Raw genomic sequence first — 15,111 nt, forward strand, 5'->3', positions numbered from 1 at the left:
ATGACATGCAGCCCCTCCACGGATTCCCGGTCCATACCCCCACTCGAGCCAGGGAAGATGCGATTGGGTCCGGCAATGTCCGGGAATGGAGAATTCACCTAACACAATAATTACGCGAAACCTTTAAGACACATTGGGCCCAGGCGGCAATGTCCGGAAAATGAGAAAAAATTTTATACCTGAGGGTATGCATGGAACTTCGCCAACTCCGCTATTTCATCGCCGTCGCGGAAGAAATGAACATCACGCGGGCCGCCAATCGCCTGCATATGACGCAGCCGCCGCTCAGCCGCCAGATCCAGCAGATTGAGGAAAGCGTCGGCCTGCCGCTGTTCGAACGCGGCTCGCGCCCGCTGCGCCTGACTGAAGCCGGCCGCATCTTTTATGCGCAGGCAAAACGTCTGATCGACGAAGCCGACGAACTCGCGCCGCTCACGCGGCGCCTCGCGCAACTGGCCGAGCGCGTCGTGATCGGCTTCGTGCCGTCGACGTTGTACGGCGCGCTGCCCGCGGTGATCCGCGCGTTTCGCGAGGCCGCGCCGCATATCGAGTTGTCGCTGATCGAAATGTTCACGATCGAGCAATTGGGCGCGCTCAAAGGCGGCCGTATCGACGTCGGCTTCGGCCGCCTGCGTTTCGACGATGCACAGTTGGCGCGCGAGGTGCTGGTCGAAGAGCGGATGATTGCTGCGCTGCCGCAAGACCATCCGCTCGCGCGGCAAAAGAAGGCGCTGACGCTTGCCGCGCTCGCGCAGGAAACGCTGATCGTCTATCCGAGCACGCCGCGCCCGAGCTATGCGGACCAGCAACTCTCGGCGATGCACGATCACGCGCTCGAGCCGAAGGCGATTCACGAAGTGCGGGAACTGCAGACGGCGCTCGGGTTGGTCGCCGCGCAGGTCGGCGTGTGCCTCGTGCCGGAAAGTGTGGAAGGCTTGCGCGCGCATGGCGTGGTGTACCGGCCGATTCCGGGCGCCAATGTCGCGTCGCCGATCATCATGAGCCGGCGTCTGCAGGACGAATCGCCGACTACCACGCTGCTCTGTTCGCTGGCGCGGGAGCTGTTCAAGCGGGCTTGAAGTGGATGTGAGCGCGGCCCTGAAGCGACCCGCAGCGTCCCCTTTCAACGCTCGTCGAAACGCCGCACGATGCCCGCCATCAGATTGCGCAGCCACACGTTACCCTCGTCCTGATCGAAGTGCGCGTGCCAGTGCATCGTGACCGCGGCAATCGGCAAGGTGACCGGCAACTCATAGATCTGAAACCCGCCGTCACGATTGAAAATCCGCGCGAGGCGCCTCGGCAGCGTCGCGAACAGGTCGGTCACCGCCAGCACGCTCGGCAACGCCACGAAATGCGGCAATTCCAGCGCGATATGCCGGCCCACGCCTTGCGAGCGAAACGCATCGTCGAGCGCGCGATGGCTGTGCTCGACCGAGGTGATCTGCACATGCGACGCGTCCAGAAACGCCTTCAGGCTAAGCTCCTTCGTACGCGGCAAGCCACGGCGCTTCCTCGTCATGCAAACGTACGTTTCCTCGAACAACGGCTGATGAAGCGTGCGCGCGGTCAGCGTCGGCAGATTGCCGATGGCGAAATCGAGCCGGCTTGCGCGCAGCGCGTCTTCGATTTCTTCGACAGGCAACGGCTCGATGCGTAATCTCACGCGCGGCGCCTGCCGGTGCAATGCCTCGCAAATCGGCGGCAAATAGGCCAGCTCACCCGCGTCGGACAATGACAGCCTGAACGTGCGCGTGCTCACCGCCGGGTCGAAATGCTCCGCATAACGCAATGCTTCACGCACCGTATCCAGCGCCCGCGCGACGATGCCCGACAGTTCGAGCGCAATCGGCGTGGGCTGCATGCCGGCGCGGGTGCGAATGAATAGCGGGTCGTCGAACAAGGTCCGCAAACGCCCCAACGAGTAACTGATCGCCGGCTGCGACAGTGCCAGCCGCTCGCCGGCGCGCGTCAGGCTGCGCTCCTCGACAATCGCCTGAAAAACGCGCAGCAGATTGAGGTCGACGTGGTCGAGCGAATTCATCGAGATATCCATCAGATTGATTTGATATCTTATTTTAGATCAATTTGACGCATATCAAGCAGCGGGGGAGACTTGGTTCCATCGACCACCCCACCTACACAGCCATGAGCGAATCCTCATATCGGACCGTCGATGCCGGCGCGTTGTACCAGCGCGCGCAGGCCGACCGCGTCGCCCCGTCGCTGTACCACGACCCAGCGATTTTCGAAACCGAACTCGAGCGCATTTTCTACAAGACCTGGATCTGGGTCGCGCACGAAAGCGAACTGCCGAATCCGGGCGACTTCCGCACCACCACGATCGGCCGTCAACCGGTGATCGTGGTGCGCGACAAGACCGGCGCCGTGAACGTGCTGCAAAACCGCTGCCGCCATCGCGGCGCGACGGTCTGCGAACAGCACAAGGGCAATGCGAAAGGCTTCACGTGTCCGTACCACAGCTGGACCTATGGGCTCGACGGCGCATTGCGCGCGTTGCCCTACGGCGACGGCTACGAAGGCGTGATCGACAAGACCGAGCTGCCGCTCGCGAGTCTGCGCGTGGGCATTTACCAGGGGCTGATCTTCGCGAGCTTCAATCAGGAGATCGAGCCGCTCGACGATTTTCTCGGCGGTGCGAAACCGTGGATCGATCTGTTCATGAAGCAAGGCGCGGGCTATCCGATCAAGGCCAACGGCGAGCATCGCTTCCGCTTCAACGGCAACTGGAAGATCCAGCTCGAAAACACCACCGACCTGTATCACTTCCCGGTCGTCCACAAGTCGTGGATGAAATCGATCGACGACGAAACCGCCGCGGCGATCACGAGCTTCATGACGAGCGATCAGGCGTTCTGCCGCTCGCTCGGCAATGGTCATAGCCTTGCCGTGCTGGTACCGGAACTTGTCGATCTCGACAAGGACGACGGTGCGCCGATTCCCGAACGCTTCGAAGCGCTGGCGGCGTCGCTGGCGAAAGATCACGCGCCCGCCGAAGTACGCCGCATCGTGCGTTCGTTGATGGGAGTCGGCTTCAACCTGAATCTGTTTCCGAACCTCGCATTGTCGATGGCGTTTTTCCGCGTGCTGCGGCCGATTTCGGCAAACGAGACTGAAATCCGTCACGTGGCGCTTGCGATGGACGGCGGCCCGGAAGAAGCCAACCGCGTGCGCCTGCGGATTCACGAACACTTCCAGGGTCCGTTCGGTTTCGGCAGCCCCGACGACGCCGAAGCATGGGAGCGCGTGCAGCGCGGCTCGCACGCCGGCCCCGATCTGCCGATCCTCGTGAACCGCGGCCTGAATCGCGAGAGCACTGCGCCGAACGGCGAAAAGACGGCGCACGCCACCGACGAAACCGGCATGCGCGAAGCGTACGCACAATGGCGCACGATGATGGAGCAAGCATGATGGACGACAGGAACACGCTTTTCTCGCAGCAAACCTTCGCCGGCGCAATCGAACTAATCTGGCGCGAAGCCGAATTGCTGGACCGCAAAGACTATCGACAGTGGCTTTCGCTGTGGGACCCGGCAGGCATCTACGTCGTGCCGATCGATCCGCAAGCCACCGACTTCGCCGCCACACTGAACTACGCGTACGACGATCAGGACATGCGCGAAAAACGCGTGCAACGGATGACGTCCGGCTATTCAGCCTCGGCTAGCGACGCTGCACGCACCGTGCGCACGGTTTCGCGTTTCACGCTGACGAGCGACACGAGCGATGAAGTCGATGTCAACTCGGCACAGATCGTCGTCGCGTATAAACGCGGCACGTCGACGCTATTCGCGGCGGACCTCACGCATCGCATCAGCTTCGCGAGCGGCGAGCCGCGCATCGTGCAGAAGGTGATCCGCCTGATCGACTCGACCGGGACGCTCAGCGCAATCGGTTTCCTGCTGTGAACCCCTGTGAACCTTGATCACGCGAACGGACCGACACGATGCCCAACGACACGCTCTCCCCCACCGCCGGAACGCTAGCCACGCCGACGGCGCCGGCGACCTCGCAAACACTGCGCCGTATCATCGTCGCCTCCGTGCTCGGCAACGCGCTCGAGTGGTACGACTTTTTTCTGTACGGCACCGCTGCCGCGCTGATCTTCGGACCGCTGTTCTTCCCGCTGCACGGCGACCCGCTGATGGGCACGCTCGCCGCTTTCGCGGGCTTTGCGATCGGCTTTCTGGCGCGGCCGCTGGGCGGCATCGTGTTCGGTCACATCGGCGACCGGCATGGCCGCAAACGCGCGCTCGTCATCACGCTGATGATGATGGGCGTCGCGACCTTCGGCATCGGTCTGTTGCCGACGTTCTCGCAAATCGGCTTTCTCGCGCCCGCGGCACTGGTGTGTCTGCGAGTCGTGCAAGGCATCGCGTCGGGCGGCGAATGGGGCGGCGGCGTGCTGCTGATTAGCGAGAGTGCCCCGGCGAATCGGCGCGGCTATTACGCATCGTTCAGTCAGTTGGGCGTGGCGGGCGGCTTCGTGCTCTCGGCCGCCGCGTTCTATCTCGTGCAGCGGCTGCCGATGGAGAGCTTCATGTCGTGGGGCTGGCGCGTGCCGTTTCTTGCGAGCGTACTGATCTTCGGCGTCGGCGTCTATATCCGCAGGCGTCTGCCGGAGAGCCGCGACTTCACTGCCGCGAAGCCGAAGCATATGCCTGTGTTGACCGTGCTGCGCAATCACCCGAAGCAGGTCTTGCAGGCGATGGGTTTGCGCGTCGCGGAAAACGGTGGCACGTATATCTTTTTGTCGTTCGTGCTGGTGTACGGCAAGACGATCGGCGTGGCGGTTTCGGTGATGCTCGGCGGCGTGATGATCGCGATGCTGATCGAACTCGTGACGATCGTGCTGTGGGGACGTCTATCGGATGTCATCGGACGACGCCCTGTGTATATGATCGGCGCGCTCGGCCTGGTGGTGATCGCGTTTCCCGCGTTCTGGCTGATCGACACGCATCAGCCGTTGCTGGTGTTCGCATCGCTCGCTTTAGGCTTGCCGTTCTGTCATGCGGCGATGATCGGCACGCAGCCCGCGTTGATGGGCGAACTGTTTCCCACTGAAGTCCGCTATTCGGGCATGGCGCTCGGCCACGAGATCGCCTCGGTGTTCTCCGGCGGGCTCGCGCCTCTGGTGGCTACCGCGTTGTATGCGAAGGTGCGCGCGCCGTGGCCGGTAGCGTTGATGTTGATCGGCTTCGGACTGGTCACAGCGATCACCCTCGCGACCATTCCCAAAGATACGAACGCAACGCTTGATTGACCTGCAGTCAACCAGGCATGCGCGCCTGAAGATTTCTTTAGATGCCCCCGGCGCGCTACCTAAAAGAGCGTCCCGCGCCCCAATTGAAGCGTTCTTTTTGCATTTCTAGACTGGCACCAGCTTGCACGATTCTTGGCCCATCCGAATCGTGCTTCGTGTTTCAGTCGCCAACGAATCAAGGAGAACCTCCGCAATGTCCGATAACGCTACCGCCGTCGCCGCGGAAAACCTGAGCGCGTCGACAACCACGCGCTTGCCGCTCGACGATGTGATCGCCGAAATTGCCGCGCGTCGCGATGAATTCGACCGCCTGTCGCATGTGCCGCGCGACGTGATCGCCAGGCTCAAGCGCGCGGGCGTGTATCGCGCCGCCACGCCGCAGCGCTTCGGCGGCGATGCGCTCGCACCCACCGCTTTTCTCGCCATGATCGAACGCATCGCAACGGCGGACGGCTCCGCTGCGTGGGTCGCGAGCTTCGGCTCGGCGAACGTCTATCTCGCGGCATTGCCTCTCGCGACCCAGGCGCAGATCTACGCCGACGGTCCCGACCAGGTATTCGCGGGCGGTCTGTTTCCGGTGCAACCGGCGCAGCCCGCTGAAGGTGGTTGGCGCGTAAGCGGCACGTGGAAATTCGCGAGCGGCTGCAAGGGCGCGGATTGGCTCGGCGTCGGGATCGGCGTAGGAATCAACACAGGCGTGGGCGATGGCGGCACACCCGGCAAGCCGCGCACGGCCGTGTTCCGCCCGCATCAGGTCGAGATCGTCGATAACTGGGACGTGGTCGGCATGCAAGGCACCGGCAGTCACGATCTGCGTGTGAGCAATCAATTCGTTGCGCACGAGTGGACCTTCGTGCGCGGCGGCGAGCCGAACGTCGACGAACCGCTGTATCGCTATCCGACCATCGCCTACGCGGCGCAAGTGCTGGCAGTGGTCAACCTCGGCCTCGCCCGCGCCGCGCTCGACGTCGCCAACCAGATGGCCGGCGGCCGCAAGACGACCACCGGCGCGCCGCAACTCGCGGACCGCGCGTATTACAGGATCGAGTTGGCGAAAGCCGAAGCGCAACTGCGCTCCGCCCGCGCCTTTTTCTACGACACCACCGACGAAGTCTGGCAATCGATCCTCGCGGGCCGGCCGGTCACGCCGGATCAGGTCAGCCTGCTGCGCCTCGCCGCGACGCAGATCGCCCGCGAAGGCGCCGAGGTCGTACAGCGCGCCTATCGCCTCGGCGGCACGATGGCGATCTATCGCGCGCATCCGTTGCAGCGTCTGTTGCGCGACTCGATGGTGGTCACCCAGCACGCGTTTCTCGGCGAAGGCAACTTCGACGGCGCCGGCGCGGTGTTCGTCGGCGTGCCGCCGATTCTGGGCTACCTGTAAGCCACTTGCCGTTTTCGATGCCGATACGATTTCAAGGAGAACCACCCCATGTCCGATAAAGAAGCACTGCCGCTGCGTGTCCTGTTCTGCTGCGGCGTCACGCAGAATTTCTTCGACTTGCCGCGCGAGAAAATCGGCGAAGTCTGGCAGGCTTACGGCAAGATGCTGAGCGCGGTCGAATCGATGGAAGGCGTCAAGGTGCTCGGCATCATGGACGACGACCGCCTGAGCGTCGGCAACGCCGACAATTCGCCGTGGACTTTCTACATCATGGCCGACGTGGCGGACTTCGACACCGCCGTCGCGGTCTGCAACCTCTATCGCACGACGCCGGTCGGCGAGTACAACCTGTGGCGCTACGGCAAGATCGAAGCGCGCGTGGGCCGCGCGCTGGCGGTGCCGCCGCAGCACGCCAACGCGGCTTGAGCGTGACGCGATGAACAACGCTGCCGCTACGCTCGCCGTATTGACGGACCGGCTCGCCGCGCTCGAAGCCGAAGCCGCGGTGCGCCGCACGATGGCGCGCTACATGGCGCTGTGCGACGTGCCGTCCGGCGCGCGCCACGGCGAGACGCTAGCAGGTCTGTTCGCCACGGACGCGATCTGGGAAGGCATCGGCCCGCAGTACGCCCATCAGTTCGGCCGCCTCACGGGCCACGCGGACATTCTCGCGATGCTCATGCGTTACTTGCCGCCATCGCCGCATTTCTCGGTGAATGTCCACTTCCTCACGTCGGAAACGATCGAGGTGCATGGCGCGAGCGCAAAAGGCCGTTGGATCATGCTGCAAGCGTCGGGTTACGTGGACGCGCAAGCGGAACTGATCTCGGCGCGCCTCGAGGTGGACTTCGCGCCCGCCGGCAATGGCCGCGACTGGCTCATCACGAACTTTCGCACCGAACGTCTTTTCGATGCGCCGTGGCAAGTGAATACAAGGAAACGAGGCCCATGAACGAGTTTATCCAGACCTTGTCGTTAGGCGGCACGGGTCCGAGCATCGCGATCAAGGACACCATCGATATCGCCGGCTACGCAACCACCGCCGCGAGCCGCGCGCTTGCCGATGCCGCGCCCGCGCAGCAGCACGCGGAAGTAGTCGAACGGCTGCTTGCGGCCGGCTGGCATATCGTCGGCAAAGCGAACATGCATGAGCTTGCGTTCGGCATGACGGGTATCAACGACTACACCGGCACGCCCCTCAATCCGCAAGACGCCACGCGCATTCCCGGCGGTTCGTCGAGCGGCTCGGCGGCTGCAGTCGGTTTGAAGCTCGCCGACGCCGCGCTCGGCACCGACACCGGCGGCTCGATTCGCGGTCCTGCTGCATGTTGCGGCGTGATCGGTTTGAAACCAACCTACGGCCGCGTCTCGCGCCGCGGCGTCGCGCCGCGTGAATCGACGCTCGATTGCGTTGGACCGTTCGCGCGCGAGATGCGCATGATCGTCGCGACGATGCAGGCGATCTCAGCGGACTTCGATGCGAATGCCGCGCAACCTTTGCAACGCACGTGCAATGTCGGCATCGCGCAGGTCGATGCAGGCCCTGAAATCAGCAGCGCCGTTGCGCGCGCCGCGCATCAAGCGGGATTCCCTTCGCGTTCAATCGAACTCGACGGCCTCAGCGCCGCTTTCGATGCGGGACTCTCGGTCATCAACGTGGAAACCTCGCGTGCGTTCGGTCATCTGGTGGAGACCGGCAAGCTCGGCGCCGATCTCGACGCGCGGCTGCGCGCCGCGGCAAAGACGACCGCCGCGCAACTCGATATAGCGGAACAGATACGCCGGCAATTCACCGCGACGGTCGATCATGCGCTTGCCGGCGTCGATGTGCTGATCCTGCCCACGTTGCCCGCGCTGCCGATTACGCTCGACGAAGCACGCGGCGGCACGTCGGTTATCGCGATGTCGTCGCTGATCCGGCCGTTCAATCTGAGCGGCCATCCGGCCTTGAGTCTGCCGTTGCCGATCGACGGCTCTCCGCTCAAGGCAGGCTTGCAGATTGTCGGACGCAAAGGCGCGGATGAACAGGTGTGCGCGATCGCAGCGCGTTTTGAAGCCGCCCTCGTCGCTTGAACGGACCATAAAACCGCTATAAAAGCGGCAGTTTTCTGATGGAGTTGGAGCAATGCAGAACAGAGTCGTACTCGTCACCGGCGCCGCGCGCGGTCTCGGCGCCGCTATCGCCACGCGCTTTCATGCGGCGGGTTACGCGGTCGCGATCGGCGACATCGCGTTCGATGCGGCACAAGCCCTCGCCCGCGACCTGAGCGCCGACGGTTCCAGCGCCTTCGCTTTGAATCTCGACGTGACCTCGAAAAGCTCTTTCGAAACCGCACGCGATGCAATCCTGCAGCGCTGGGACCGCATCGACGCGCTGGTCAACAATGCGGGCGCGTCGAAACTCGTGCCTGTGATGGAGATCACCGCCGAGCAGTTCGATCAGGTCATCAACGTCAATCTGCGCAGCGTGCTGTTCGGCTGCCAGGTGTTCGGCCGGCATTTCGCTGACGCAGGCGCGGGCCGCATCGTCAATATCGCATCGCTTGCGGGGCAAAACGGCGGCTCGGCCACCGGCGCGCATTATGCGGCGGCGAAAGGCGGCGTGATCACGCTGACCAAGGTGTTTGCGCGCGACCTCGGCGCGGCAGGCGTGACCGTCAACGCGATTTCACCCGGACCGATGGATTTGCCGATCGTGCATGAGAGCGTCGCAGCCGACAAGCTGAAGGCGGTGATCGCCAACATTCCGGCGGGACGTCTGGGCTCGGCGGATTATGTCGCCGATGTTGCGGTGATGCTTGCCGCGGAGAATGCGTACTTCGCGAACGGCGCTTGCTGGGATGTGAACGGCGGTTTGTTCATGCGCTAAACGTCAACCAGGCAGCAACTAAGCGCCAAATAAGCGCCAAATAAGCGCCGGCATGTGTCCGGATCAGCGGGCTGAGCCGCTTCCGCTCGCGGGCGTATCGTGATCCCACACCGCCATCACCTCGCGCACCAGCATCGCAATCGATGCCGCGCCGAGCTTGTCCTTGATGCTCGCGCGGTGCACGTCGACGGTCTTCACGCTGATCGACAGATCGGTGGCGATGCGCTTGCTGCCCTTGCCGTCGATCACGCCATGCAGCACTTCCTTTTCGCGCGCCGTCAGCGACTCGATACGCTTGCGCAACTCGCGCCGCTTCTGATCGACGGCATGGCGTTGCGCGGCGAGCTTCAACGCGCGCTGCACGCGCTCGAGCATCTGCTGCGAGTTGTACGGCTTCTCGACGAAATCGATCGCGCCGTTCTGCATGGCGCGCACCGACATTGGAATGTCGCCATGACCGCTGACGAAAATGATCGGCAGGCTCGCGTCCTGGCGGTTCAATTCGGCTTGCACGTCGAAACCGCTTTGCTCCGGCATGCGTACGTCGAGCACCAGGCAGGCTGGCACGCCGGGGTCGAACGCATTGAGAAACTCGCTCGCGTTGGCGAATCCCGCTGATTTCACGCCTACCGATTCGAGCAACCATGCAAGCGACGTACGCATGCCGCTGTCGTCGTCGACGATATAGACGATCGGTTTGATGGGTGCTGCAGGTGGCGATTGGCGGAGCATGGAGTGAATCAGGATGGTTCGGAAGTGAGCGACGTGCGAAGCGTATCGACGGTGCATGATAACCAGTGGAAAAAGGCCTGAAAAGCGATAGTTACCCTGTAGTGCCGATTATTCTGCGCGGATACGCGGGCCTCTGTGCGTGAGCCAGGGAAAGCTTTAGACACGTTGGGAAAGACACCCGCAGATACGGCGCTCGCGCGGATTTTTTTCCGTGTGCGGATTGACTACGCTTGAAACCAGCTCCTCACCTCGAATCCTGGAACCACACATGACGTCAACTCCACGTCCCAACCCGGACACCGATGCAAAGCAGCAGTTTCGTCAGGCCATGGCGCATCTGTGCGCGGCCGTCAATGTCGTCACGACGGCCGGCCCGCACGGACGCTGCGGTGTCACCGCGAGCGCCGTGTGCTCCGTGACCGATACGCCGCCGACGCTGCTGGTCTGCCTGAACCGCTCCAGCGCCATGCACGCGAGCTTCGAAGGCAATCGCCATCTGTGCATCAACGTGCTGCCCGGCGAGCACGAACTGCTCGCGCGCCACTTCGCAGGCATGACCCAGGTGCCGATGGAGGAGCGCTTCGGCTGGCCGATCTGGGACGACGGCACACACGGCGTGCCTGTGCTGCGCGATGCATTGGCCAGCCTGCAAGGCGAAATCGTCGACATGAAGGAAGTCGGCTCGCACTCGGTCATGTTCGTCAAGACCACGCGCATTTGCGTGCGCACCGACGGCGACGGCCTGATCTACTTCGACCGCAATTTCCACCGCATCAAGCGCCTGGCTTAGCACGGAGTGCATCTGCGGCGTGAAGGCCCGCTCAAAGCACGCCCGCACTGTCCGTGTCGAACTGAAACTGCGGGACCGCTGCCGGCGTTGACTACTTCTTGTCGAAACGCACTGATGTTTATCTGAGTCGACTTATCCTATCCCCCTGGATAGGAAACTGCACTAAATCTTAGGAAAATGCAGCATTCCCGTTATCAAGGGGAATTCGGATCACGTATGACTGCTGCCGCCACGAGTGTGGGTGCAATGTGCTGCCGTTCACACCTGGGATATCGCCCGTAGCCTGTATGGAAAAAGCTGGATATCTTATTAACCGAGCCGCATTCGACGGCTGTTCGCAGAAGATTTTTCAGGAGTTCAGTGTGCTCGGCGTCTTATCCAATCGTATCTATCGACACCTTTTTTGGCGCAGGTCATCGCACTTGCCGGAACCGGGCTCGACGAACATCTTGCGCAAGGAGAACGGACTGGTCCCGATACCCACCGCCATCCGTTCACCATCGATGACAGGCATCGTCGATGGCCGAATGGTCGGCAGTAGCCGTCGCGAATGCCGCGATGACCTCAGCCCGTTGGTTGCATGATCCGCAACGTCGCCTTTCCATGAATATCCCTCAGCGGAAAGTAGACACGGTGCGTCGAACCGTCGACTGCGACGACATGTGCATTGGTGCCGATGCGACCGTCGCCGATCTTCGATACCAGACCCTCATTGGCCTTGAACATCGAGACGATCCCGGCTTCACCCGCGACATAGAGTAGATGCATCTGTGGATCGAACGCCAGCACGTCAGGATCTGAACCGACATCGAACGACGACGTGACCTGCATCGTATGCATGTCGAGCACCAGCAGCTTGTCGTTGCCTTCGCAGGCGATGAACGCGAGCCGTTGCGTCGGATCGATCAGCAACCCGTGATTGCCCCGCGCGCCCGGCAAGGCGATTCGCGCAATTATCCGGTCGGTGGAAGGGTCGATCTCGACCAGTTGCCGTCGCGATTGCACGTTCACGAAAATGTGCCGGGACGCTGGATCGTATTGTGTGTTGCCGGCCACCCCTCCCAGCGGGATTGTCGCAATCCGCGTGTTTGACCGCACGTCGATCACGGTCTCCGTCGCGCCCGTTTCATCAGACACATAGAGCTTATGCGCGTGGGACGCGTAGGCCATCCCGTCCGGATAAGTGCCACCCGGCATGCGCGCCGTAATCTTTAGCGTGTTTTCGTCGATCGTGACAATCTCGTTTGAACCGGTGGCCGACGCGTATACGCGGGATAGCTCGGGAATCGCCAGAACGCCATGCACCGAAGCCACCCCTGGAATCCGTGTAATGACGCGTCCAGCGCGCGTGTCGAACACGATGACCTCGCCGTCACCCAGATGGGCGATGAACAGCAACTGGCGTTCAGGATCGCTGCTTGCGTAGTCCAGACGGGTCGGCCGGCCACCTAATGAGACATCAGCGACGCGCTTCAATGGCAGGCTGCGCGGAGCGAAATCGTCATCCGCACCCAACGCGAAATAGGCAGAGGATCCCAGCGCCGTTGCGAGAATGCACGCAGCGAGCAAAAGCCGACTCATCGTTTGCCGCCTGGGGGTTACGTTCATTACGTGTCGCTTCTGCATATGACGTTGGGTCAGTCGGTCAGCCGGACACGGCGAAAGCCGCCCAGCAGCGTGAGGTCATAGGCAATCTTCAGCAGTCCGCAGGCGACAAGCGGCGCGCCGGTCCAGCCCATGGCCAGCAGCGCGCCGGCCAGCGTGGGACCAAGCGCCGAAGCCAGGCTTCTGGGGACCGACGTGAAGCTCGCAGCCGCCGGGCGCTCGGGCGGCGTCACCACTGCCATCACGTAGGCGGTCCGGGTTGGCACGTCCATTTGCGACAGCGCGCTGCGCACGAGCAATAGCGTCAGCGTCGACAGCAACGACGGCGCGAACGCAGCAGCGATCAGGCAGAGGCTGGACGGGATATGGGTGAACACCATCGTGTTCAGCAAACCGATCTTGCGAGCCAGTGGCACCGCAGCGAGTTGCGAGCCTGCGGTCAACAGCCCCGCCCAGAAAAAAAACTGGCCGGCCGCGCCCAGCGAAAGGCCAAAGCGCTGCATCAGCCACAGGGAGAGCAAGGAATTCACGACCAGGCCACCGGCGAACGCGTCCACACTGAAAAGCAGCGCGAGGCGCGTGACGATCCCCCGCGACGGACCCAGCGGCGAAGCGCGCGACCGGTCGTGCGTCTGCGGTTCGGACAACCTGCGATAGAGGCACCACAGCACGACACCGGTCAGCGCGTAAAGGCCGAACATCGCGCGCAGCGCTGCGAGCAGCGACAGGCCCGCATGCGCAACGAGCCAGCCCGGGATCGCCACCGCCAATGCGCCTACGGCGGCGGACACCGCGCCCACCAGGCTGTACCGGGCAAATATCGCTGTGCGGGCATCGCCGGCGGCCGAGCCGGCGAGCCGCGCCAGTTCCAGCGGCAAGAACAGACTGACATCCCCAGAGCCGGGATTGAGCGTTCCGAAGAACGCGACGAGCAGCAGGGGCCACAGTTCAGACAGTCCGGCGAAACCCATGCCGGTCGCGGCCATCAAGCCTGCCGCGAGCGTAAGCATGCGACGCAGCGGATAGCGACCGGCAAACATTCCAACCAGAATCGTCGCCACCGCCGAGCCGATCAGCGTGGCGCTGCTGACCAGTCCCACGTCCAGTCGGCCGAAATCGAGCGCAAGCAGGTACGCTGGCAGCAGCACAGCGACATATCCGTCACAGAAGCCACGCAGACCGCGGCCGATGAGCAGGGGCAACGCGCTTGCGTCCGCACCGGCCGGCAGCATCAGGCGCGATACCAGCCCTCTAGTCGAGATCAAAGCCGTTACGCTTCTAGGTGCGCGCATCGCTCTGACACCAAGCATAGAGCGCGTCATAGACAACCATGCCGTACCGTAGCTGTTCGTGGTCGTCAGCGAAATTGCGCGACAGCCCCACGGAGATTGCGTAAAGTCCACTCGTTTCGGGCGCGAGATCGAACCGGCTCGTGTCCGCACCGCGCACGATCTGTCCGAGCTTCAGCAGCGCGGGGTCGGTCAGTTGATACTTCTGCAGGAACGCGTCGAAGCTGCACCGCTCGCCGTGGTGACCCAGTTCCACGTTCGGTACGTCATAGGGAATGGCACCGGTTTCCTGCGCCACCCGCAGCACTTCATCGCGCGGTACGTAAAGGAATTCGGCCTCCTTGTCGATGAAATTGACGATCAGCCACGGACAGGCGATCCGGTCAACCTTGGGATGTTCGCGCGTCACCCATTTCATGTCAGCCTCCGCGCCGGCGACGCTGCCTGCATTCTCAGCGCCGCGTTGTCCCAGTTGATGACGCTGAAAAGCTGATTGACGTACTCGTTACGCCGGTTCTGGTACTTCAGGTAATACGCGTGTTCGAAAACGTCGAGGATGAGGATGGGCTGGATGCCCCAGGCGGTCAGCTTCTGATGGTTCTCGCACTGCAAAACCATGAGCTTGCCCGTTGCAGGATGGTAGCCAACGATGCCCCATCCGGATGCTTCCACTGCAATCGTTGCCGCAATCAGTTGGGCCTTGAACTTCGCGTAAGAACCGAAATTCCTGTCGATGGCTTTTACCAGGTCGCCCTTCGGTTCACCGCCTTTGCCCGAGATGCTGGTCCAGTAGATCGTGTGCAGGATGTGGCTGGATAACTGGAACGCGAGTTCTTTCTCGTAGTACTTCACCAGCGCGAAGTCGTTGGACTCTCGCGCTTTTGCCAAGCCCTCTTCGGCCTTGTTTGCGGCAACCACAGCGGGCTTGTGGTGAAAGTTGTAGTGCAGCTCGACAGTGCGCGCGTCGATGACCGGTTCAAGCGCGTCGTAGGCGAATGGCAGTGGTGCAGCGGCAAACTTGCCGTCCGCGTCCGTCAGCTTGTCGGTGAAGCCGGCGTCCTCTGCCGCATGTACGGTTTGTGCCTGGGCCAGCATGATTCCCGCACCAACAGCAGCGGTGTTGTGCAGGAAGGTACGACGTGTTGCCATGATTGCGTT

The 15,111-nt window shown here is 62.6% G+C and carries 16 protein-coding genes; 10 read left to right on the top strand and 6 right to left on the bottom strand.

Annotation, left to right across the window (positions count from 1 at the left end; translation table 11 throughout):
* Positions 1-191: 191 nt before the first annotated feature.
* The gene (locus AC3WOG_RS11040) at positions 192-1,079 is read left to right on the top strand and encodes a LysR family transcriptional regulator (protein ID WP_492578026.1); all 888 of its coding nucleotides are present in this window, start codon (positions 192-194) and stop codon (positions 1,077-1,079) included.
* A 44-nt stretch (positions 1,080-1,123) separates the two neighbouring features.
* Here AC3WOG_RS11040 and AC3WOG_RS11045 read toward each other — a convergent pair whose 3' ends face one another.
* Complete coding sequence (locus AC3WOG_RS11045; protein WP_492578027.1) at positions 1,124-2,044, bottom strand: LysR family transcriptional regulator; 921 nt, start codon at positions 2,042-2,044, stop codon at positions 1,124-1,126.
* Positions 2,045-2,148: 104 nt separating this feature from the next.
* Here AC3WOG_RS11045 and AC3WOG_RS11050 point away from each other — a divergent pair, with 104 nt between their 5' ends.
* The 8 genes from AC3WOG_RS11050 to AC3WOG_RS11085 all read left to right on the top strand — a co-directional run bounded on the left by AC3WOG_RS11050 (position 2,149) and on the right by AC3WOG_RS11085 (position 9,537).
* A complete protein-coding gene (locus AC3WOG_RS11050) occupies positions 2,149-3,432 on the top strand; it encodes an aromatic ring-hydroxylating oxygenase subunit alpha (RefSeq protein ID WP_492578028.1) in 1,284 nt (427 codons plus the stop codon).
* The gene (locus AC3WOG_RS11055) at positions 3,429-3,929 is read left to right on the top strand and encodes an aromatic-ring-hydroxylating dioxygenase subunit beta (protein ID WP_492578029.1); all 501 of its coding nucleotides are present in this window, start codon (positions 3,429-3,431) and stop codon (positions 3,927-3,929) included. Before AC3WOG_RS11050 ends, AC3WOG_RS11055 begins: the two co-directional genes overlap by 4 nt.
* A 38-nt stretch (positions 3,930-3,967) precedes the next feature.
* Complete coding sequence (locus tag AC3WOG_RS11060) at positions 3,968-5,284, top strand: MFS transporter (RefSeq protein ID WP_492578030.1); 1,317 nt, start codon at positions 3,968-3,970, stop codon at positions 5,282-5,284.
* Positions 5,285-5,477: 193 nt separating this feature from the next.
* Positions 5,478-6,668, top strand: a complete 1,191-nt coding sequence (locus tag AC3WOG_RS11065; protein WP_492578031.1) for an acyl-CoA dehydrogenase family protein — start codon at positions 5,478-5,480, stop codon at positions 6,666-6,668.
* Positions 6,669-6,716: 48 nt separating this feature from the next.
* Positions 6,717-7,094, top strand: coding sequence for a hypothetical protein (locus tag AC3WOG_RS11070; protein WP_492578032.1), 378 nt, complete (start codon positions 6,717-6,719; stop codon positions 7,092-7,094).
* 10 nt (positions 7,095-7,104) lie between these two features.
* On the top strand, positions 7,105-7,620 hold the full coding sequence (locus tag AC3WOG_RS11075) for a nuclear transport factor 2 family protein (RefSeq protein WP_492578034.1): 516 nt from the start codon (positions 7,105-7,107) through the stop codon (positions 7,618-7,620).
* On the top strand, positions 7,617-8,741 hold the full coding sequence (locus AC3WOG_RS11080; protein WP_492578035.1) for an amidase: 1,125 nt from the start codon (positions 7,617-7,619) through the stop codon (positions 8,739-8,741). The genes AC3WOG_RS11075 and AC3WOG_RS11080 overlap by 4 nt, the downstream gene beginning before the upstream one ends.
* Before the next feature lie 52 nt (positions 8,742-8,793).
* On the top strand, positions 8,794-9,537 hold the full coding sequence (locus AC3WOG_RS11085; protein WP_492578036.1) for an SDR family NAD(P)-dependent oxidoreductase: 744 nt from the start codon (positions 8,794-8,796) through the stop codon (positions 9,535-9,537).
* A gap of 63 nt (positions 9,538-9,600) precedes the next feature.
* On the opposite strand, the gene AC3WOG_RS11090 is transcribed toward AC3WOG_RS11085, so the two are convergent.
* Positions 9,601-10,269: a response regulator transcription factor gene (locus AC3WOG_RS11090; protein ID WP_492578037.1), complete on the bottom strand. Its 669-nt coding sequence runs from the start codon at positions 10,267-10,269 to the stop codon at positions 9,601-9,603.
* 268 nt (positions 10,270-10,537) lie between these two features.
* Here AC3WOG_RS11090 and hpaC point away from each other — a divergent pair, with 268 nt between their 5' ends.
* Positions 10,538-11,059 (top strand): 4-hydroxyphenylacetate 3-monooxygenase, reductase component, encoded by a 522-nt coding sequence (gene hpaC, locus AC3WOG_RS11095; protein ID WP_492578038.1) that lies wholly within the window; start codon positions 10,538-10,540, stop codon positions 11,057-11,059.
* Positions 11,060-11,623: 564 nt separating this feature from the next.
* Here hpaC and AC3WOG_RS11100 read toward each other — a convergent pair.
* From AC3WOG_RS11100 to AC3WOG_RS11115, 4 genes are read right to left on the bottom strand one after another with little or no spacing between them, the layout of a single operon-like run.
* Complete coding sequence (locus tag AC3WOG_RS11100; RefSeq protein ID WP_492578039.1) at positions 11,624-12,667, bottom strand: YncE family protein; 1,044 nt, start codon at positions 12,665-12,667, stop codon at positions 11,624-11,626.
* A 29-nt stretch (positions 12,668-12,696) separates the two neighbouring features.
* Complete coding sequence (locus AC3WOG_RS11105) at positions 12,697-13,956, bottom strand: MFS transporter (protein ID WP_492578040.1); 1,260 nt, start codon at positions 13,954-13,956, stop codon at positions 12,697-12,699.
* Complete coding sequence (locus AC3WOG_RS11110) at positions 13,943-14,371, bottom strand: chromate resistance protein ChrB domain-containing protein (protein ID WP_492578041.1); 429 nt, start codon at positions 14,369-14,371, stop codon at positions 13,943-13,945. The genes AC3WOG_RS11105 and AC3WOG_RS11110 overlap by 14 nt, the downstream gene beginning before the upstream one ends.
* Positions 14,368-15,102: a superoxide dismutase gene (locus tag AC3WOG_RS11115; RefSeq protein WP_492578042.1), complete on the bottom strand. Its 735-nt coding sequence runs from the start codon at positions 15,100-15,102 to the stop codon at positions 14,368-14,370. The genes AC3WOG_RS11110 and AC3WOG_RS11115 overlap by 4 nt, the downstream gene beginning before the upstream one ends.
* Positions 15,103-15,111 lie beyond the last annotated feature (9 nt).

The sequence above is a fragment of the Paraburkholderia sp. FW306-02-B genome (assembly GCF_058782725.1).